The 19,558-nt window shown below is 72.9% G+C and carries 16 protein-coding genes and 1 pseudogene; 8 read left to right on the top strand and 9 right to left on the bottom strand.

Going from position 1 to position 19,558, the window contains the following annotated elements; all coding sequences use genetic code 11:
- Positions 1-181, top strand: a pseudogene (locus tag EAO76_RS47820) (type III polyketide synthase); the annotation flags it as partial.
- A gap of 191 nt (positions 182-372) precedes the next feature.
- Here EAO76_RS47820 and EAO76_RS37380 read toward each other — a convergent pair.
- From EAO76_RS37380 to EAO76_RS37395, 4 genes are all read right to left on the bottom strand, one after another.
- Positions 373-1,578, bottom strand: coding sequence for a cytochrome P450 (locus tag EAO76_RS37380; protein WP_148840670.1), 1,206 nt, complete (start codon positions 1,576-1,578; stop codon positions 373-375).
- A gap of 289 nt (positions 1,579-1,867) precedes the next feature.
- Positions 1,868-2,911, bottom strand: a complete 1,044-nt coding sequence (locus EAO76_RS37385) for a DUF1259 domain-containing protein (RefSeq protein WP_148840671.1) — start codon at positions 2,909-2,911, stop codon at positions 1,868-1,870.
- A 163-nt stretch (positions 2,912-3,074) separates the two neighbouring features.
- Complete coding sequence (locus tag EAO76_RS37390) at positions 3,075-5,252, bottom strand: FtsX-like permease family protein (RefSeq protein WP_187438940.1); 2,178 nt, start codon at positions 5,250-5,252, stop codon at positions 3,075-3,077.
- Positions 5,246-6,133 (bottom strand): ABC transporter ATP-binding protein, encoded by an 888-nt coding sequence (locus EAO76_RS37395; RefSeq protein WP_148840672.1) that lies wholly within the window; start codon positions 6,131-6,133, stop codon positions 5,246-5,248. The genes EAO76_RS37390 and EAO76_RS37395 overlap by 7 nt, the downstream gene beginning before the upstream one ends.
- A gap of 106 nt (positions 6,134-6,239) precedes the next feature.
- On the opposite strand from EAO76_RS37395, the gene EAO76_RS37400 reads away from it, so the two are divergent.
- Positions 6,240-7,448 (top strand): DUF2786 domain-containing protein, encoded by a 1,209-nt coding sequence (locus EAO76_RS37400; protein ID WP_148840673.1) that lies wholly within the window; start codon positions 6,240-6,242, stop codon positions 7,446-7,448.
- A 215-nt stretch (positions 7,449-7,663) separates the two neighbouring features.
- Complete coding sequence (locus tag EAO76_RS37405; protein WP_262376082.1) at positions 7,664-10,039, top strand: FUSC family protein; 2,376 nt, start codon at positions 7,664-7,666, stop codon at positions 10,037-10,039.
- Between the two features lie 110 nt (positions 10,040-10,149).
- Here EAO76_RS37405 and EAO76_RS37410 read toward each other — a convergent pair whose 3' ends face one another.
- Positions 10,150-10,659 carry a hypothetical protein gene (locus EAO76_RS37410; protein ID WP_148840674.1) on the bottom strand — a complete coding sequence of 170 codons (510 nt, stop codon included), beginning with the start codon at positions 10,657-10,659 and terminating at the stop codon, positions 10,150-10,152.
- A 252-nt stretch (positions 10,660-10,911) separates the two neighbouring features.
- Here EAO76_RS37410 and EAO76_RS37415 point away from each other — a divergent pair, with 252 nt between their 5' ends.
- A complete protein-coding gene (locus EAO76_RS37415; protein ID WP_148840675.1) occupies positions 10,912-11,154 on the top strand; it encodes a DUF397 domain-containing protein in 243 nt (80 codons plus the stop codon).
- Between the two features lie 217 nt (positions 11,155-11,371).
- Here EAO76_RS37415 and EAO76_RS37420 read toward each other — a convergent pair whose 3' ends face one another.
- The gene (locus tag EAO76_RS37420) at positions 11,372-11,869 is read right to left on the bottom strand and encodes an ATP-binding protein (protein ID WP_148840676.1); all 498 of its coding nucleotides are present in this window, start codon (positions 11,867-11,869) and stop codon (positions 11,372-11,374) included.
- A 347-nt stretch (positions 11,870-12,216) separates the two neighbouring features.
- Here EAO76_RS37420 and EAO76_RS37425 point away from each other — a divergent pair, with 347 nt between their 5' ends.
- The 4 genes from EAO76_RS37425 (at position 12,217) to EAO76_RS37440 (ending at position 15,957) form a co-directional block, all read left to right on the top strand.
- Complete coding sequence (locus EAO76_RS37425) at positions 12,217-13,080, top strand: helix-turn-helix transcriptional regulator (RefSeq protein ID WP_148840677.1); 864 nt, start codon at positions 12,217-12,219, stop codon at positions 13,078-13,080.
- Positions 13,081-13,134: 54 nt separating this feature from the next.
- On the top strand, positions 13,135-14,592 hold the full coding sequence (locus EAO76_RS37430; protein WP_148840678.1) for an aldehyde dehydrogenase family protein: 1,458 nt from the start codon (positions 13,135-13,137) through the stop codon (positions 14,590-14,592).
- 150 nt (positions 14,593-14,742) lie between these two features.
- On the top strand, positions 14,743-15,294 hold the full coding sequence (locus tag EAO76_RS37435; protein ID WP_148840679.1) for a DinB family protein: 552 nt from the start codon (positions 14,743-14,745) through the stop codon (positions 15,292-15,294).
- 18 nt (positions 15,295-15,312) lie between these two features.
- Positions 15,313-15,957 (top strand): PadR family transcriptional regulator, encoded by a 645-nt coding sequence (locus EAO76_RS37440; protein ID WP_148840680.1) that lies wholly within the window; start codon positions 15,313-15,315, stop codon positions 15,955-15,957.
- Positions 15,958-16,014: 57 nt separating this feature from the next.
- Here the strand turns inward: EAO76_RS37440 and EAO76_RS37445 are convergent, their stop codons facing one another.
- The 3 genes from EAO76_RS37445 to EAO76_RS37455 form a co-directional block, all read right to left on the bottom strand.
- A complete protein-coding gene (locus EAO76_RS37445; RefSeq protein ID WP_148840681.1) occupies positions 16,015-17,439 on the bottom strand; it encodes a glutamate decarboxylase in 1,425 nt (474 codons plus the stop codon).
- 100 nt (positions 17,440-17,539) lie between these two features.
- Complete coding sequence (gene wrbA / locus EAO76_RS37450) at positions 17,540-18,172, bottom strand: NAD(P)H:quinone oxidoreductase (protein WP_148840682.1); 633 nt, start codon at positions 18,170-18,172, stop codon at positions 17,540-17,542.
- A gap of 101 nt (positions 18,173-18,273) precedes the next feature.
- The coding region (locus EAO76_RS37455; protein ID WP_399463479.1) for an ion channel protein at positions 18,274-19,558 on the bottom strand (1,285 nt) is incomplete at its 5' end.

Raw genomic sequence — 19,558 nt, forward strand, 5'->3', positions numbered from 1 at the left:
CGGCACGGGGGTACGGCTGGAGCGCAACGGCTCGTTCGTCATCCCGGCCACCGAGGACTGGATCTCCTACGCGGTCCGCTCCACCGGATTCCACTTCCAGCTCGACAAGCGGGTGAGACGCGGTGGGGTGCGGCGGAACGCTCCGGTTGCCGCCCGTCCTCCGCGGACGCATCATCGATGACGGCCTCCCGTCGGCCGGGTCCGGCCGGGTCCGGCCGGGTCCGGCCGGGTCCGGCCCGGTCCCGGCCGTGCGCTCCGTACGCCGTACCTGTACGACGTACGGAGGCGCGCACGGCGGTCCGGGGCGCGTGCCGCGGTCTCGCGGCGTGAGCCGGAGCGCCCCCGGTCATCGGGCGTGCGGGACCTCCCCGGTCACCAGGTGACGGGGAGTTCGAGGGGATAGCGCCAGATCGACGTTTTGTTCCAGCGCACGTCCTCGGCCGGCACCGCCAGTTTCAGGGCGGGGAAGCGCTCCAGCAGCGTTCCGATGGCGACCTGGAGCTCCGTGGCCGCGAGCGGGGCGCCGAGGCAGTGGTGCCCGCCCCAGCCGAAGGTCATGTGGGACGGCCCGTTGCGTTCCAGGTCCAGCTCGTCGGGGCGGTCGAACTTCCGGCCGTCGCGGTTGGCCGTCAGATAGGAGACGTGCACGATGTCCCCCTCCCGGATGCGCACCCCGCTCAGTTCCACGTCCTCGGTGGCGACCCGGGGGATGCCGACCCCCTTGCGGAAGGGGATGAAACGCAGCAGCTCCTCGATGGCCTGGGGGAGCATGTCGGGCTGATCGCGCACCATGGCGAGTTCGTCCGGCCTGGTGAGCAGGGTGTAGGCGATGTTCCCGATCTCGTACGTGGTGGTGTCCTGGCCGGTGATGAGCAGGACCATGGCCATGACGGTCAGTTCCTGGTCGTTGAGGATCTCGTCCCCGTCGCGGGCGGTGGCCAGCGCGCTGATCAGATCGTCGCCCGGGTTCGCCCGCCGCTGCGCCGTCAACGTGGCGAAGTAGGCGCGGAGATCGGCCTTGGAGCGGATCGCCGCCTCCTTGTTCTCGACGGTGGTGTCCATCATGGTCCGGGCGTGGGCGCGCAGTTGCGCGCGGTCCGCCTCGGGAATGTCGAGGACCTCGCAGATCGTGGTCAGCGGCAGCGGGGCCGCCAGGTGCTCGAACAGGTCGGCCGGGGCGCCGTCCTCCTCCATCCGGTCCAGCAGTTCGTCGACGACGTGCTGGGTGCGCACCCGCATGCGCTCCATGTGGCGGGGTGCGAAGCCCTTGGAGATCAGGCTGCGCAGCCGGCTGCTGCCCGGCGGGTCCATCACGTTGATGGCCTCGGCCTGGACGATCGGTTCGGGGGTCATGCGCGGGAAGTTCCGGCCGATGACGGCGGTGCGGCTGAAGCGCCGGTCGGTGGTCACCGTGCGCACGTCGTCGTAGCCGGTGACGAGCCACGCGTCGCCGTCGCCGTGCGGGAGACGGATGCGGGACACCGGTCCCTCGTTCATCAAGTCCCTGAGCACCGGGTCGAATTCGAGTGCTTCGGCGTAGTCGAACGGGCAGTGCCGGGCGTCGGCGGCTGGTTCCATGCGGAGCTCCAGGTGAGGATCTGACGGTCGGTTCGTGGGGTGGGGAGGCCGGGCTCCGTCCGTGCGGGGTGCGGGCCGGACGGGACATGGGTGCCCGGTCGTCGGCCCGGAAACGCGCCGCTCCCGGTCGATTGGTCCATATGCAGAACAGATCGGCGGCCCCGGTCGCTGGACCGGCGCAATACGGCCCGGCGACCGGGGGCGTGCACTCGTCCGGGCCCGTCGGGTTCCGTCCGGGCCCGTCGGGTTCCTCCGGTCCGTACGGTTCCTCCGGTCCGTGCGGTCGAGGTCAGGTGTTCGGTACGACGTCGGTGGCGTCCACCGCCGGGCGCAGTGCCCGCGCGAGCTCGACGCCGTCGCCCACGGCCCAGAAGTGGATGAAGAACAGGCGGGGGTTCTCCGACAGGTGGTGGTTGTGCAGCTCGACGAGTTCGATCCCGCCGCGCCGCAGGGCCCTCAGCACCTGCGGGACCTCGTCGGCGACCATGGCGCAGTCGCCGCTGAGCGCGGCCCGGCCGCCGCCCAGCGGCTGGAAGCTGAACGCACTGGTCGATCCCAGGCCCGGCGGCAGGACCAGGTGACCGTCCACGACGGTCTCGCGGCGGATGAAGAGGATCTTGTAGATCCCGTCGTTGGCGGTGCCCTTCGTGCCCATCGCGGCGTCCATCGCGGCGGTGTCCAGGTCGATCGGCGGCTGCGGGCGCGGCGGCCGGGCGGGCGGGGTGGCGGTGCGGTCGATCCCCGCGCGCAGCCCGCGGGCCAGGGCCGACGGGTCGTGGCCGTGCGCGTGGACGTGGGTCCACCAGATGTCGGGGGTGTGGGAGAGCAGGTGCTTGTGCAGCGCGGTCTGCTCGATCCCGTGCTCCTGCCAGGCGTCGGTCACCCGCTGGAGCTCCTTCTCGGTGACCGCCACGTCGCCCATCATCATCGTGCTGCCGTCGGCGTAACGGATGAAGGCCACGTGCGTGCCCAGCGCGAGCCCGGGGGTGACGACGACGCCCCCGGAGACCACCCGCAGGTCCTGCCGGGGGAAGCTCGTGTGGTACGCCGTGTCGCGCAGCATGCTGCCGGGGCGGCCCAGCGCCCGCGCCACGCCCGCCCAGTCCGCCAGGGTGGTCCGCACGGGCTCGATCCGTTCGCCGTGCCCGGTTGCCGTCCCGGTGCGGGCCGCTCCGGCCGCCCCGGTCGCTCCGGCCGCGGTCAGTACCGGTGCGAGCGCGGCGGCGGCCAGTACGCGCCGTCGCGAGGTGACCGCCCGCGCGCCCGCGCCCGTACCCCCGTCCGGCTTCCCGCCCGGGTTCTTGCTCGTGTCCTGCTGTCGGTCTCCGGTCATTCCTCGATCGCCTCCGTCGGCGGCCTCTGGGATAGGACAGGAAGCACGCTAAAGCGTGATGAAAGGGGAAAGCGGATGCCTCGTCAGCAAGTGCCGCTGGATGGACCACACACGTTGCCCGGCCGGGTTCGGCGGCCCGGCCGGACCGGGCCGCCGAACCCGGTCACCGGCAGCGCGTGCGGCGCACCGCTCCCGGCAGCAGCGCCGCCCCCACCGCGACCACCGCGCACACCCCCGCCGCACCGCCCATCAGCGACCACGGCACCGACACCTCGACCGGCGCGGACAGCGCGGCCAGCGCGGCGGCCGGGCCCGCCAGGTTCGCCGCGGTCACGGCCAGGCCGAGCAGCGCCCCGAGCCCGACCGCGAAGAGGGTCTCCCCGGCCACCACCGCGAGGACCCGCGACCGGGTGGCGCCGGCCAGCCGGAGCGCGTCCAGCTCCCGGGCCCGTACGGACCCCGCCATCAGCAGCGTGTTGGCCAGGGCGATCACCGTGTAGACCAGCGCGATGCCCAGGACCACGGCCAGGCCGAACCGGGTCTGCGCACCGGTGCGGGGATGCGTCGCGGCCAGCCATCGCTCCACCGGCCGCACCGTGCCGCCCGTCCCGCGCAGCAGCGCGGTGACGGCGGCCCGGTCGGCGCCCGGCGAGAGGCGCACGTCGATCCGGTCGATCCCGGCCGCCGGAGCGTTCGCCCTGGTCACATAGGCCCCGTTGTTCCCCGTCCCGAGCGCCAGCACCGCCACGATCCGCAGGTGCGCCGGCCGCCCGTCGCCCAGCCGCACCCGGACCGTCGAGCCCACCGTGTGCTGCTCCCACTCCTCGTTCACCACGATCGAGCGGTCGTCCAGATCCCCGATGTCGCCCGCCACCACCGGCAGCCGGCCGACCGCCGCGAGGGCCTTCGCGTCGTCCACCGCGCGGGCCTCGGACGTGACGAGGGCGGAGCCCTCCTCCCGCACGTGGACGGCGGTGGGGGCCGAGGCGAAGAGCGTCGCGCCCGGCACCGGACGGGGCCTCAGGTCCCGTCCCGTCACGACCAGATCGGCCCGGGTGTGTTCGCGCGCCTCCGCCGCCCGCGCCGCCGACACCGACATCGCCGAACCGGCCACCGAACCGGCCAGTCCCACGGTGACCAGCACCGGGGCGACGATCGCGGCCGTGCGCCGCAACGCCGCCGACGTGTTCGCGGACACGAGCGTCCCGGTCGCCCCCGGCAGCCGGACCAGCCGGACCAGCGGACGCACCAGCAGCGGCGCGAGCAGCGCGACGGCCGTGATCAGGACCATCGGCTGAGTGATGTACGTCTTCCGCTTCAGCAACGCGGACGGGTCGGTGACCAGGGACTTCGCCATCAGGAACGCGGCCCCCGCGAGCAGGACGACGCCGAGCAGACGGCGGACCGGCGGGAGCAGGCCGGTGTCGACGTCGGCCTCGCGCAGCGCCTCCGCCGGTCCGGTCCGGCCGGCCCGCCGCGAGGCCGCCCAGACCCCCGCGAGCGCCACGGCCTGCCCGGTCCAGAAGGCGACGTGGAGCGGCCAGGAGGCCGGGCCGATCCTGAACCAGGACGGTGCCATGCCCTCCGCCACCAGCAGCTCGGCCAGCACCGACGCGGCCGGGCGGCTCAGCGCGCACCCGGCGGCGGAGGCGAGCACGCCGATCACGGCGGCCTCCGTCAGCAGCAGCCGCCGCAACTGGCCGGGCGTCGCCCCCGCCGTGCGCAGCAGCCCGAACTCGCGGCGGCGCAGGGCCACCGAGAAGGCGAACGTCGACGCGACGACGAAGACCGAGACGAAGGCGCTGACGCCCCCGGCCGTGCCGAGCAGGGCGTTCACGGCCACCAGCCCCTCGGCGTCCCGCTCCGTGTCCGGGTCGGCGCGACGCCGGTCGTCCCCGGTGAGGACCAGGGCGCGGTCGCCGACGACGCGGCGCACCTCCTCGGCGGGCGCGTCCATCCCCACGGCGTCCGGGCCGCGCGTCGCGCCCCGGCCGGTGGCGGAGGGGGGTCCGACGAGCTCCGGGCCGTCGTCCCGGGTCACCGGACCGAGCGCCCGGAGTTCGCGCAGGAGTTCGGTGTCCACAGGGTGTGGATGAGCGAGTCGACGGCCGACCTCGGCCGTGGACGGCCCGCGCCGCACCCGTACGGTCAGGGTGTCGACGCCCATCACGACCACCGGCGATCCGGCGAACCGCTGCGGCGCCCGGTCCGGGGCGTCGAGGGTCGAGGCGAGCCCGAGGCCCATGGTCGCGATCAGGCCCACGCCCAGCGCGAGTGCGACGAAGGTGCCGATGAGCGTGGTCCAGCGGGTGCGCAGGGAGGCGAGGGCGACGGTCAGCACGACGCCTCCGGGGCCCGGGTGCCGGTGCTGTTGCCGGTGCCGGTGCCGGTGTTGGTGCTGTTGCCGTGCCCGTCGCCGCGCGTGCCGTGCCCGGCGCGTTCGCGTCCCGCCGTGAGCCGGGCCGCGATCCGTTCGGTGCCGGGGGCGGCCAGGTCGTCCGCCACCCGTCCGTCGATCAGGAAGACCACCCGGTCCGCGTACGCCGCGGCCACCGGGTCGTGGGTGACCATCACGATCGTCTGCCCCTCCAGGTCCACCAGTTCCCGCAGCATCTCCATCACCCCCCGGCTCGTCGCGGTGTCCAGCGCGCCGGTCGGTTCGTCGCCGAAGAGCACCGCGGGCCGGGTGATCAGGGCCCGCGCCAGGGCCACCCGCTGCTGCTGGCCGCCGGACAGCTCGGTGGGCCGGTGCCCCGCCCGGTCCGCGAGGCCGACCCGGGCCAGGGCCTCCCGCACCCCGGCGCGGGACGGGCGGCGGCCCGCGAGGCGCAGCGGCAGCGCGACGTTCTGCGCGGCGGTCAGCGAGGGGACGAGGTTGAACGACTGGAAGACGAAGCCGATCCGGTCCCGGCGCAGCAGCGTCAGCCGGCGCTCGTTCAGCCCGGTCAGTTCCGTCCCGCCCACCTCGACGGTGCCGGACGTCGGCCGGTCCAGCCCGGCCGCGCAGTGCAGCAGCGTGGACTTGCCGGACCCGGACGGGCCCATGACGGCGGTGAAGGTGCCGGGGCGGACGGTGAGGTCGACGCCGTCGAGGGCGTCGACCCGGCCGTAGGACCGGCGCAGGGAACGGAGCCGTACGGCGTCGGCGCCGGACGCGGACGCGCGGGGCACGGACGCCGCGGTGCGCGGGGCGGACGCGGTGGACGGGTGCGGGGAGGTCATACCTGCGATCGAACCGTTCCGGCGTCCCGCGATCACGACCACCAGGGCCCGTCCGCACGGTGGGGCCAGCCCCACCCCGCCGTTCCGCCCTGCCTACCCTGACCCCATGGAACCGGTGATCGACCAGGCATTCGCGGCGGCCCTCTACTCGGACGGCGACGCCGGACTCGACACCGGCGCCTCGCTGCTCGCCGCCGATCCGACGGCCGACGCGGAACTGTTCCGGCGCGGCGAGGAGTTCGTCCGCCGGGCCTGGGAGCGCGGCTGGCAGCCCGCCGACGTCGTACGCACCGTCCGCCACGAGCTCGACGAGACCGCGGCCGGGATCGCCGCCGGGCTGATCGGCTCGGAGACCGCGCGGTACGAGTCGCTGCCGCCGCGCTGGCGCGCCCAGCTCGACGGGCTCCCGGACGCTCCGCCCCGTAACCGGCCGGACCGTTTCTCCTACGGGTCCGCCGTCCTCGGGCTGTACCGGCTGCTGCTCCGGCTCCCCGCCATCGAGCCGGTCGGTCCGCCGCCCGGCGCCGCCCCGCACGGGCTCCGCCTGCCGCCCGCGCACGACGAACCCCGGATGCTGACCCGGATCCGGGCCCTGCTCGCCAAGGCCGAGGCGACCGGCTTCCCCGAGGAGGCGGAGGCCCTGACCACCAAGGCGCAGGAGCTGATGGCCCGGCACTCCATCGACGAGGCCCTGCTCGCCGCGCGTACGCACAGCGAGGAGGCGCCCGGGGCGTGCCGGGTCGGGGTGGACGCGCCGTACGAGACGGCGAAGGCGATCCTGCTCGACGCGGTCGCCTCCGCGAACCGCTGCCGCGCGGTGTGGAACAGCGACCTCGGCTTCTCCACGGTGGTCGGCTTCGAACCGGACCTGGACGCCGTGGAGCTGCTGTACACCTCCCTGCTGGTCCAGGGCACGGTGGCGATGACGAAGGCGGAGGCGGGCCAGCGGGCCGGCGGACGCAAGCGGACCAAGACGTTCCGGCAGTCCTTCCTGATGGCGTACGCCCAGCGCCTGGGCAGCCGGCTCGCCGCCGACACCGCCCGCGTCACCGCGGCCGCCGAGGCCGAGGCCGGGGCGGGGGACGGGGGAGGGAGCGATCCGCAGCTGCTCCCGGTGCTCGCCGCCCGCGACATGGCGGTCACGGACACCGCCGAGCGGATGTTCCCCCGGACCACGACCACCCGGGTCAGGGGCGTCACGGACCTGGACGGCTGGGACCACGGCACGGCCGCCGCGGACCGGGCGCGGATGGGCGGGCCCGGCCCGGAACTGCGCGGCCGGCACGACCGGCACGACCGGCGCGGAAAACGCTGACCGGCGGAACCCGGGCTCCGCCCGCCCCGGGCCGTGAAGGCCACGGGTTCCGTCCGCCACGGGCTCCGCCTGCCCGGACTGTGGAGGTCGTGGACTCCGCCTGCCCCGGGTTCCGTCGACCCCGGGCTGTGGAGGCCCGGGTGATTTTCTCGGGCCCGGAGAATTCGACCTCCCCCAACTCGGGGCAAAACGGTAATTCCGGCTAGGCTCTGGGCATGAGCTGGCTCCGGGCGCTGAAGGAGACCGCCCGCTCGGGGCTGAAGATCGAGCGGCAACGTCTCGAACCGCTCATCGCGATCCGCGGCGCGGCCGGTCTCGCCCTCGTCATCGGGATCTCCCTCGCGCTCTTCGGTCCCGTGGTCGCCGCGAGTTCCGCGTTCGGCGCGTTCCAGGCGGCCATCGCCACGTTCCAGCGCAGCTGGCGCCCCCGGCCGGTCCTCGCGCTGGTCTCCGGCGCGAGCCTCGCCGTGTCCACGTTCCTCGGCTACCTCACCGGCTCCCGGCTGCTGCTCTTCCTGGCCCTGCTGGTGCTCTGGACGTTCGTCGCGGGCCTGGCCTGGGCGGCGGGCCCGACCGGCGGTCTCATCGCCGCCTCCAACGTGGCGATCATGCTGGTCACGATCACCCTGCCGACCTCCGTCGCGGACTCGGCCGTGCACGCCGTGATGATCCTGGTCGGCGGGGTCGTGCAGGCGACGCTGATCGTCCTGTTCCCGGTACGGAGATGGGGCGCCCAGCGCGACGCCCTCGCCGACGCGCTGGCCGCCGAGGCCGACTACGCCCGGCGGCTGCGCCACGACCCGGTCGCCCCCTTCGACCCGGTGCCGCTGATGACGGCCCGCAACGCGGCGGCGGTCACCCCCCGCCAGGCCCGCCGCCGCCCGCCCGAACTGCAGGGCTCCCGGGGCATCGCCGAACGCATCCGGCCGGTCCTCGCCTCGCTCGCCGATCCGTCGCTGGGCGTGCCGTCCGAGGGGCCCGAGCGGGACCGGGTCCGCGAACTCCTGGCCGCCGCCGGATCGGTGCTCGACTCGGCGGCCCGTGCGATCCGCCACGGCGACCCGGTCGAACTGTCCCCGGCCGCCGTGGCCGCGCTGCGGACCCCGGACACCGGAACGCTGCTCACCGGCCCGCCGCGCCGGGCCGCCGACCGGCTCGGCGCGCTGCTCTCCGACGTCATCGAGACGGCCGACGGCGAGGGGACGAAGGAGGAGAAGGCCGAGGCGGACCGGGCCGCCGAGTCCATCAAGGCCACCGCGGACGGAACCCCGTCCGCCGCACCGCACCGCCGCCGCCCCACCCTCCTGAGGCTGGTCCCCGTCGTGGTGAAGGCGATGCGCGCCGAACTGCGCCCGGGCTCACCGATCCTGCGGCACGCCGTACGGGTCTCCGCCGTCGCGGCCGTCGGCTACCTCATCGGCACCGCGCTGCCGTTCGGGCACGGCTACTGGGCGCCCATGGCGGCCGTCATGGTGATGCGGCCGGAGTTCTCCCAGACGTACGGGCGCTCCGTGGCCCGGTTCGGCGGCACGATCGTCGGGGTGTCGCTCGCCACGGGAATCGTCCAGGCCACTCGGCCGGGCACGGGCCTGGCCGCGACGCTCGCCGTGCTCTGCGCCCTGCTGATGTACCTGCTGATGCGCACCGGGTACGTGGTCGGCCAGGCGTGCATCTCCGCGTACGTCGTCTTCCTGCTCGGCATGGCGGGCGGCGACTGGTCGCAGACCGTGCTGGAACGGGTCGTCCTCACCCTCGCCGGCGGACTCCTCGCGATGATCTCGTACGCGCTCTACCCGGCGTGGGAGACGCCGCGGCTGCGCGGCAGGCTCGGGGACTGGCTGAAGGCGGACGGACGGTACGCCGCCTCGGTCGTCGACCAGTACGCCGAACCGGCCGAACGCGGCCACGACGACGTCCGCTCGGCGCTGCTGGACACCCGCGAGGCCCGGGTCGCCTGGCAGGAGGCGCTGGCGGTCGCCCAGCACGAACCGGTGCGCAACCGCGGTCTCTCCCGTGCCGCCGCCGACGACACCCAGCACGCGCTCGCCGAACTCGGCCGGGCCGCGATGCTGCTGGAGGCCCACCTCCCCGGCGGCGGCGCCACCCCCGTACCGGACGCCGCGCGTCTCGCCGGAGCGCTGCGCCGGGCCACCGAACAGGGTGCGAAGGAGGTGCGGGAGCGGCGCGTACCGGACTGGTCCGAGGTGCGCGAGGCACTGGCGGAGTGGGACGCGCGGCAGGCCGGGGGCGAGGGCGGGACGGACGACCCCTTCGTACGGGAAGGGGCCCATCTCCTCCTGGACGCCCTGGAGGAGTTCTCCCGGGGCCTGGACGGATCGACGAAGCCGAAGTCGAAGCCCGCCCCCGAATCGAAGCCGAAGTCGAAGCCGAAGCCGACGCCTGAGCCCGAGCCCGAGCCGACGCCGACACCCGAGCCGACACCCGAGTCCGAGCCCGGGGCGAAACTGACACCCGAGCCCGGGGCGAAGCCCGGTCCCGGCCCCGGTCCTGAGTCCGAGTCGAAGCCCGGTCCCGACCCCGGCCCCGCCCCCGGGCCGGATTCGGATCGGCCCGGGGGCCGGGCGGAGTGAAGCGTTCGCACGTGCCGGGTGAGGGACCGCCGGCCCATCGGGAATCCGGCGGCTCCGGCCGGTCGGGCGGCTCCGGCGGCCGGGTCGGGGCCGCCGGAACGATCGGTTCGTCAGGACGTCGGCAGGTCCGACATGTCCGGCAGCTCGGGCAGGCCCGACGGCAGGGCGCCCGGGTCGGTCTTGGCCAGGGTGTCCTTGACCCCGCTGTCCCAGGAGATCACGACGGTCTTGCCGTCGTTGGACTCGACGGACCCCGAGGTGCGGTCGGTGCCACCGCTGACGCACTTCAGCGCGATCACCACCTTGTCCGTGTCCTGCACGGTGCCCGTGCAGGCGTGCTCCTCGGTGACGAGCGCCGCCTTGCCCGCGGACACGGACAGGACGATGGCCCTGCCGTCGGTCTTCCCGGCCCAGCCGCCCTCCAGAGTCGAGGCGTCGCCCGCGGAGGCGCCGTCGTCCCCGCCGTCGCCGGAACCCCGACCGGGCGTCTCCCGCCCCGCGGCGGAGTCCTTGCCCGGGTCGCTCTTCTCGCTGTCGCTGTCGCCGCCGCAACCGGTCAGTGCGACGGTGGCGAGGATTCCGGTCGCGAGCACCGCACCGGCACGTACGACTCTGTGCATCTGTAATTCCCCCTTGTCGACGAAAGTCCGGGCCAAGTTATCAGCGCTCCCCGCCGGGTTGGTGCGTTCATCTCGGGGCAGACGGAGCCGAAGAGGCGTTTCGTGCGTCTATCCCTGGGAGGAAAGCTGTAATCGCGGGAACACCCCGCGTGCACGTGCATCCGCGCATGCATCTGCTCATGCAGGGAAAATTGAACAGAGCTATGATCCGGGACAGTTGACACTTGCACCTTGCAACTCGGGGAGCGTCCTGTGCACCACGTGTACAACGGCATGGCGGCCACAGAGCTTCACGGAGTCGTCTGGCAGAAGAGCAGACACAGCAACTCCCAGGGATCCTGCGTGGAGTTCGCGAAACTGCCCGACGGAGATGTGGCGATGCGGAATTCGCGCCACCCCGACGGGCCGGCCCTGGTCTATACGCCGGCCGAGATAGAGGCGTTGCTGCTCGGCGTGAAGGACGGGGAGTTCGACCACCTGGTCGCGGGCGGCTGACCGCCCCGGGCCGGGGTGCCCGTCATCGCATCCCGCGGAAGCGCGCCACGGAAATTCCGTACCCGTCGCGGGTGGCATCCCGCCCGGACGCACCCCGGCGCACACCCCGCGGAGAGGTGTGCGCCGTCAGGTCGTCGTCCGGCGGTCGTCGCCCGGCGGGCATCCACCGATCCGTCACCGGCCCGTCGCGGGCCGACCGCCGGTCGCCGGCGGCCGGTCACCTGCCGTCGGTGAGCCGGAACAGCGCCCAGACCACCTTGCCGCACGTCGCCGGGCCGTCCGGGCCGATGACGTCCGACGAGGGGGACGGGTGCCAGCCCCACGAGTCGCTGAAGGACTCCACGAGGAAGAGGCCGCGCCCGGACTCCGCCGAGTCCGGCGCCTCGGAGGCGATCGGGCTCTCCTGGCTGGGGTCGCGCACCGCGCACACCAGGCGTGAGCTCCACCGCATCAAGTGCAGCCGTACGGGCGGGTCCTGGGGATCCGGTGCGTTGTCCCCGGGCAGGGCGTGCCGCAGGGCGTTCGTGACGAGTTCGGAGACGACCAGTGCGACGTCGTCGAAGCGCTCGCCCAGCCCCCATCCGTTCAGCGTCGTCCGGGTGAACTTCCGCGCACCGCTCACGGCTTCGTAGCGGGCGGGCAGTGTGCAGGTGGCTGACCCGGAGGCGGCTGAGGGATCGATGGGGGGAAGCCCCTGCCTTAACGGCTCGAGCATCGTCGATCCATTCGTCCCCATGCGAGGCACTCCCGGGATTCGCGGCTGTATCGGTACTGCGGGGGGTACAGCGGCACAACACGAACGAGCACGCAGGTGCGCGGGCTCCATCGTTCCCAATGCGTAGGGCAGATGCAAGGGCAGATGCACGTGCACGCGCCTGACCTGTCCGAACCCGTGCCGGTTCTTGGTCATTTCTTCCCCTGCGTATTTTTGCAGCTTTACGGAAGTCTTCCCATTTCCGTAATCGAATGAGTACGGGCTGAAGCGTTTTGGTGGCAGAATCCGGCACTTGGGGATCGAGGGGGAGCCCCGATGCCCAGGAAGCGAAGGGAAGGACCGGACCGGTGGCGGCAGGCGAGTCGAGTGGATCTGTGGTGCGGCGCATCCTGCTGGGCTCGCAGCTCAGGCGGTTGCGCGACTCGCGCGGCATCACGCGTGAGGCGGCCGGCTACTCCATCCGGGCCTCCGAATCGAAGATCAGCCGCATGGAGTTGGGACGGGTGAGCTTCAAGGCCAGGGACGTCGAGGACCTGCTCACGCTCTACGGCGTCACGGACGAGGCGGAGCGGGACGCCCTGCTCGGACTGGCCCGCGAGGCCAATGTGGCGGGCTGGTGGCACAGTTACGGCGACGTGCTGCCCGGGTGGTTCCAGACCTACATCGGGCTGGAGGGGGCGGCCTCTCTCATCCGGGTGTACGAAGTCCAGTTCGTCCACGGCCTGTTGCAGACGGAGGCGTACGCGCACGCGGTCGTCACCCGGGGCATGGGCGACGCCCCCGCCGTCGAGATCGACCGCCGCGTGGCGCTGCGACTGGAACGCCAGAAGGCCCTCGTCTCCGAGAACGCGCCCAGCTTCCACGCCGTGCTGGACGAGGCCGCGCTGCGCCGGCCGTACGGCGACCGGGAAGTGATGCGGGGGCAATTGCGGCATCTGATCGAAATGTCGGAGCAGCCCAACATCACCCTTCAGGTGATGCCGTTCAGTTTCGGCGGGCACGCCGGGGAGGGCGGCTCCTTCACGATGCTGCGATTCCCGGAATCCGATCTGTCGGACATTGTCTATTTGGAGCAGCTGACAAGTGCGCTCTATCTGGACAAGGCCGAAGAAGTCGCTCAGTACGAAAAGGCCATGGTGCGGCTGCACGAGGACAGTCCGGATGCCGAGGAGAGCCGCGATCTGCTCCGCGGTCTGCTCCAACTCATCTGATTCATCAGTACCATGACGGTTCGACGGAAGTCTGCGGATGAGTTAAGGGATCGTATGTCCTTCTTCCACGAGCTGGCCCACCAATACATCGACGGTGAATGGCGGACCGGTACCGGATCGTGGGACATCATCGATTTCAACCCCTACAACGGGGAGAAACTCGCCGAGATCCCCATCGCCACCGCGCACGAGGTCGACCTGGCCTACCGCGCCGCCGAGCGTGCCCAGCGGAGCTGGTCCACCACCAACCCGTACGAGCGCCGCGCGGTCCTGGAACGCGCCCTGCGCATCACCGAGGAACGGCAAGCCGAGATCGTCGACGCGATCATCGACGAGCTGGGCGGCACCCGCATCAAGGCGGAGTACGAGTTCCGCGCCGCCCTGGAGTTCCTGCGCGACGCGATCCACCGGGCGCTGCGCCCGCAGGGCAGCCTCCTGCCCTCCCCGGCGAACGGCAGGGAGAACCGCCTCCACCGGCTGCCCGTCGGTGTCATCGGCGTGATCACCCCCTACAACTTCCCGTTCCTGGTGGCGATGAAGTCCGTCGCGCCGGCCCTCGCGCTCGGCAACGCGGTCGTCGTCAAGCCCAACCAGAACGCCCCGGTCGTCGGCGGCGGGATGGTCGCCCGGATCTTCGAGGACGCCGGGCTGCCCGCCGGGCTGCTCAACGTCCTGATCACCGACGTCGCCGAGATCGGGAACGCGTTCATCGAGCACCCCGTGCCCGCGGTGATCTCCTTCGCCGGATCGGACCGGGTCGGCCGCCACGTCGGCGCGGTCGCGGCCGGGCACTTCAAGCGGACGATCCTCGAACTCAGCGGCAACAGCGCCCTGGTGGTGCTGGAGGACGCGGACATCGACTACGCGGTCGAGGCGGCCGTCTTCAGCCGCTTCGTGTACCAGGGGCAGGTCTGCATGGCCGCCAACCGCATCCTGGTGGACCGCCGGATCGAGCAGGAGTTCACCGAGAGGTTCACCGCCGCGGTGGCCGCGCTGACGACCGGTGACCCGCGCGACCCGGAGACCCGGATCGGCCCGGTCATCAACACCTTCCGGGCCGACGCCCTGACCGCGCTCGTCGACCGGGCGATCGCCGACGGGGCGACCGCGCTCGTCCGCGGCCGGACCCGCGGCAACCTCGTGGAACCGACCGTGCTCGCCGGGCTCCCCGAGGACTCCCCGCTGCTGTCCCAGGAGATATTCGGCCCGGTGGCGCTGCTGATGGCGTTCGACGGCGAGGACGACGCCGTACGGATCGCCAACGACACCCCGTACGGGCTGAGCGGCGCCGTGCACACCCGCGACGTCGAGCGCGGGGTGCGGTTCGCCCGGCGCGTCGTCAGCGGGATGTTCCACGTCAACGACTCCACCGTCCAGGACGACCCGCTGGTGGCCTTCGGCGGCGAGAAGTTCTCCGGGCTCGGCCGGCTGAACGGCGAGGCGACCGTCGACGCCTTCACCACCCAGCGGTGGATCTCCATTCAGCACGAACGCGCCGTCTTCCCCTTCTGATCCCCCGCACTCCTCCTCCGGCCGCCCGCCTCCGCGGGCGGCCGGATCTTTCTGCCGCCCCCTCCCCTCTTTAGGACGGAAGCTGACCGCGATGGGTCATAGCTTGATCCGTGTCAGGAAGAACCGGCATCGAGCACCAAGGCGGACATCATGGTCACTCACGTTCCCGCAGGAACCCCCGGCGACGAGCGCGGCGTTCTCCTCTCCTTCGTCGAGGCCCAGCGCGGCGGCATCCGGCGCACGCTGCTCGGACTGACCGAGGAGCAGGCGGCGAGCCGCCCCAGCGCCAGCGGGCTGTCCCTCTCCGGGCTGCTCAAGCACGTCGCCGAGACCGAGCTGAACTGGCTGCGGATGGCCCAGCGGCAGCCGAGCGAGACCGGCCGCGACGAGAGCAACTGGGCGGACAGCTTCCGGCTCGTCGGCGACGAGACGGTGCCGGGGATCCTGGAGTTCTGGGACGGCGTCGCGGCCGAGACGGAGAAGTTCATCCGCTCGGTGCCCAGCCTGGACGACACCTTCCCGCTGCCCGAGGCGCCCTGGTTCCCGAAGGGGGAGCAGTGCTCGATGCGGTGGCTGCTGGTCCACCTCGTCGAGGAGATGGCCCGGCACGCCGGGCACGCCGACATCATCCGGGAGTCCCTGGACGGACGCACCGCGTTCGAGCTGGTCGCCGAGGCGGGCGGTTACTCTGGTCAAAGTTGACCAGAAGGGGTGCGTGAGATGTCCGCGATCCGGCTGCTGGTTCTCTGTGCCGTCCGGCAGCACGGCCGGGCGCACGGCTACCAGGTCCGCAACGACCTGGAGTACTGGGGCGCCCACGAGTGGTCCAACGCCAAGCCCGGATCGATCTACCACGCGCTGAAGCAGATGGCGAAGCAGGGCCTGCTGGTCGAGCACGAGACCGCCCCGAGCGCGGCCGGCGGCCCGCCCCGCACCGAGTACGAACTCACCGAGGCGGGCGACGAGGAGTACCTGGCGCTGGTGCGCGCCGCGCTGACCTCGTACGACCAGAGGCCGGACGTGCTGTCGGCGGGCCTCGGCGGCATCGTCGACCTGGGGCGGGACGAGGCGGTCGCGCTGCTCAAGGAGCGGGTGGCCGGCCTCGCGGCCTGGCGGGACTCGGTCACCACCCACTACCTGCCGGAGGCCGGTCCCGAGTCGGTCGGCCACATCGGCGAGATCATGAACCTGTGGATCCACTCGGCGGACGCCGGGGCCGAGTGGACGCGCGGCCTGATCGCCCGCATCGAGGGCGGCGCGTACACCTTCGCGGGCGAGGAGGGCGAGCCCTTCGTCGGCGTGCTCGCCGAGGGGCAGGAGAACCCGTACGCGACGGGCATCCCCGACCCCGGCGACGAGGAGTAGCACCCTTCGCCCGGTCCGGACCGGGCCTCGTGGGCCGCGCGTGGCGCGGGCCGGGCGTCAGTGGTGGAAGGACGTCACCACCTGCTTGTCGCGGCTCAGCGGGTGCGGCTGGCGGCGCAGGTCGGGCAGGACCCGCCGGAGGTCCCCGACCAGCAGTTCGGCGAGGTCCGACGAGAAGCCGTTGCGGCACACCACCCGCAGCACCGCCAGATCCTGCCGGTTGGCCGGGAACGTGTACGCGGGCACCAGCCAGCCGTGCTCGCGCAGCCGCCGCGACACGTCGAAGACGTCGTACGCCTCCACGCCCGGCGCGGTCGTCAGCGCGAAGACGGGCAGCTGGTCGCCGCGGGTGAGGAGGCGGAAGTCGCCGAGGTCCTCGATGCGCTCCGCGAGAGTGCGGGCCACGTCCCGGGAGGCCTGCTGGACGGCCCGGTAGCCGTCCCGTCCCAGCCGCAGGAAGGTGTAGTACTGCGCCACCACCTGGGCGCCGGGCCGGGAGAAGTTCAGCGCGAAGGTGGGCATCTCGCCGCCCAGGTAGTTGACCCGGAACACCAGCTCCTCGGGCAGCTCGGCCGGGGAGCGCCACAGTGCCCAGCCGATGCCCGGGTAGACCAGGCCGTACTTGTGCCCGGAGGTGTTGATGGAGGACACCCTCGGCAGCCGGAAGTCCCACACCAGGTCCTCGTCGAGGAACGGCGCCACCATCGCCCCGGACGCCCCGTCCACATGGACGGGGATGTCGAGCCCGGTGCGTTCCTGGAGGGCGTCCAGCGCGGCGCAGAGCTCCGCGATCGGCTCGTACGAACCGTCGAAGGTGGAGCCGAGGATGCCGATGACGCCGATGGTGTTCTCGTCGCAGAGGTCGGCCGCGGCCTGCGGGTCGAGGTGGAAGCGGTCGCCCTCCATCGGGACCTGCCGCGCCTCGATCTCCCAGAAGTTGCAGAACTTCTCCCAGCAGACCTGCACGTTGACGCCCATGACCAGGTTCGGCCGGGCCGCCGCCGGATAGCGGTCGGCGTTCCTGGCCGCCCAGCGGCGCTTGAGCGCCATCCCCGCGAGCATGCAGGCCTCGCTGGAACCGGTCGTCGAACAGCCCACGGCCGTCGAGGGATCGGGGGCGTGCCAGAGGTCGGCGAGCATCGCCACGCAGCGCCGCTCCAGCTCTGCGGTGCGCGGGTACTCGTCCTTGTCGATCATGTTCTTGTCGCTGCACTCGCTCATCAGCACCCCGGCCTGGGGCTCCATCCAGGTGGTGACGAAGGTGGCGAGGTTGAGCCGCGAGTTGCCGTCGAGCATCAGCTCGTCATGGACCAGGTTGTACGCGATCGAGGGCGGCATGGGCCCGTCGGGCAGCCGGTGCCGGGGCGGCGCCAGCTCCATGCCGGCGATCGGGTCGGCCTCCCCGAAGAACGGGTTGAGGGCGAGCCTGCGGCGTTTCGCGGACGGTTCCGCGGCGGGGGAGGAACCTTCGTGGAGAGGCATCGGTGGACGGTCCTTCTCAACTCTCGGTGGCCCCGTGCGACCCGGGAGGGGCCGGGCGGCCACGGGCCTGTCGGTACGTCGGTGCCGGACGGGGGGCGGTTCAGCCCCGGGAGCCCTCCTCGGCGAGGCCGTCCTTGAGGGCCCGGGTGATCTTCACGACCCGTTCGGCCTGGACCCGGGCGGCGGTCAGGGTCTGCTCGCCGACCGGGATGTCGCCCTGACCGGCGACGTGCGAGGTCCCGTACGGGTTGCCGTCGACGAACTTCGACGGGTCCGTGTAGCCGGGGGCGACCAGGATGCCGCCGAAGTGGTGGATCGTGTTGTAGAGCGCGAGCAGCGTGGACTCCTGGCCGCCGTGCGCGGTGCTGGTGGAGGTGAAGCCGCTGTAGACCTTGTCGGCGAGGTGGCCCGCCTGCCAGAGCCCGCCGAGGGTGTCGATGAACTGCTTGAGCTGGGAGGTGACGTTCCCGAACCGGGTCGGCGTCCCGAAGACCACCGCGTCCGCCCAGACCATGTCGTCGGGCGAGGCCACGGGGATGTCCGCGGTGGCCTTCGCGTTGGCCGCCCAGGCCGGGTTGGAGTCGACGGCCGCCTGCGGGGCCAGCTCGCCGGCCCTGCGCAGCCGCACCTGTGCCCCGGTCTTCTCGGCGTACTCCGCGACGGCCTTGGCGATCGTGGCGACGGTGCCGGTCGCGGAGTAGTAGATGACGGCGACGTTGACGGGCGTGGGCATGACCGGACCTCCGAAGGGGCTTACGGGACTTGTGCATGCGAATGCGACGATACGGAAATGCCGGGCATCGGGCGCGCCGGGCGGCGGTGCCGGTGCCGGGCTCACCTCAGCGGCGTACCGTCCTCGCGCAACTGCATCTGGGGGCGCCCGGTCACCAGCAGCCAGGCCGGCAGCGAGGCGACGCACAGGACCGGGAGCACGGCCGAGTCGCCGACCAGCACCGCCGCGGTGAACAGGCTCAGCCAGCCCTGCCGGGTGATGGCCAGCAGCACCCCCAGCACCCCGCAGGTCACCGCGAGCGCCGGTGGCACCCGGTCGACGAGGGCGTGGGCGCAGAGCCCCAGCGCGACCCCCACGAAGACGGCGGGGAAGATCCGCCCGCCCCGGAAGCCGCAGGTCGCCGAGATCAGCAGCGCGGCCGTCTTCACCACGGCCATGACGGCGAACTCCCCGGCCGACCAGCCCGTCGGGTCGGCGGCGAGCGTCTTCACCTCGTCGAGCCCCTTGAACAGGGTCAGATGACCGCCCAGCGCGCCCAGCAGGCCGAGCAGCAGCCCGCCGAGCGTCAGTGCCAGGACGGGGTGCCGCAGGGCCCGGAAGGCCCGGTGCACGTGCGGGAAGGCGTACACCGCCAGCAGGCCCAGCACCGCCCCCGCCAGGGCGATGACGGCCGCGGACAGCAGGTCGCCCCAGCGCGGGTGGGTGTAGGGCGGCAGGGACAGGTCGAAGCTGGGGTGCGTCAGCAGCGTCATGGTGAGCGCCCCGGCGGCACCGGCCGCGAGCGGCCCGAACAGCCGGTCCCACAGGGCCCCCGGCCCGGGGCGGGAGGCGAGGGTCTCCGAGAGGATCAGCGCGGCGGCGACCGGGGTGCCGAAGAGCGCGCCGATGGTGCCGGCCGCGGCCAGGGAGAGCCACAGCTCCGCGGAGGAGCCGGGCAGGAGCCGGCGGCCGAGCCAGAAGGCCAGCGCGATGTTGGCGGCCGTGATCGGATTCTCCGGACCGAGGCTGATCCCGCCCGCCAGGGTGAGCGCCGTGACGAGCAGCAGCCCCGGCACCACCCCCGGCCGCAGCGGCGGATCGACCAGCCCCGTGGTCGCCGGATCGGGCCCCGCGTGACCGGGCACCGCCCGGATCACCAGCCCGGCCACCAGCCCGCTCGCGGTCAGCACGGCGATCGTCCAGAGCGCGGAGTAACGGCCGACGGAGAGCGCGTCGGGAAGCGTCTCCCAGAGCACGTCCTGCAGCCTCTCCGCGAGCAGGCTCACACCGAGCAGGACGAGGGCGGAGGCGACCCCGACGGCCAGCGCGGGCACGATGACGGGCAGCAGCCGGAGCGCGGGCGCGGACCCGGAGGGCGGGGGAGCGGCCCCGGCGGGCGAGAGGGTG

The organism is Streptomyces sp. sk2.1 (genome assembly GCF_008120935.1).
In the GTDB taxonomy this organism is placed as follows: domain Bacteria; phylum Actinomycetota; class Actinomycetes; order Streptomycetales; family Streptomycetaceae; genus Streptomyces.

Coding starts and splice junctions, on each gene's coding strand:
- EAO76_RS37380 (WP_148840670.1), bottom strand. CDS start 1,578: ATGGAACCAGCCGCCGACGCCCGGCACTGCCCGTTCGACTACGCCGAA.
- EAO76_RS37385 (WP_148840671.1), bottom strand. CDS start 2,911: ATGACCGGAGACCGACAGCAGGACACGAGCAAGAACCCGGGCGGGAAG.
- EAO76_RS37395 (WP_148840672.1), bottom strand. CDS start 6,133: ATGACCTCCCCGCACCCGTCCACCGCGTCCGCCCCGCGCACCGCGGCG.
- EAO76_RS37400 (WP_148840673.1), top strand. CDS start 6,240: ATGGAACCGGTGATCGACCAGGCATTCGCGGCGGCCCTCTACTCGGAC.
- EAO76_RS37405 (WP_262376082.1), top strand. CDS start 7,664: ATGAGCTGGCTCCGGGCGCTGAAGGAGACCGCCCGCTCGGGGCTGAAG.
- EAO76_RS37410 (WP_148840674.1), bottom strand. CDS start 10,659: ATGCACAGAGTCGTACGTGCCGGTGCGGTGCTCGCGACCGGAATCCTC.
- EAO76_RS37420 (WP_148840676.1), bottom strand. CDS start 11,869: ATGCTCGAGCCGTTAAGGCAGGGGCTTCCCCCCATCGATCCCTCAGCC.
- EAO76_RS37430 (WP_148840678.1), top strand. CDS start 13,135: ATGTCCTTCTTCCACGAGCTGGCCCACCAATACATCGACGGTGAATGG.
- EAO76_RS37435 (WP_148840679.1), top strand. CDS start 14,743: ATGGTCACTCACGTTCCCGCAGGAACCCCCGGCGACGAGCGCGGCGTT.
- EAO76_RS37440 (WP_148840680.1), top strand. CDS start 15,313: ATGTCCGCGATCCGGCTGCTGGTTCTCTGTGCCGTCCGGCAGCACGGC.
- EAO76_RS37445 (WP_148840681.1), bottom strand. CDS start 17,439: ATGCCTCTCCACGAAGGTTCCTCCCCCGCCGCGGAACCGTCCGCGAAA.
- wrbA (WP_148840682.1), bottom strand. CDS start 18,172: ATGCCCACGCCCGTCAACGTCGCCGTCATCTACTACTCCGCGACCGGC.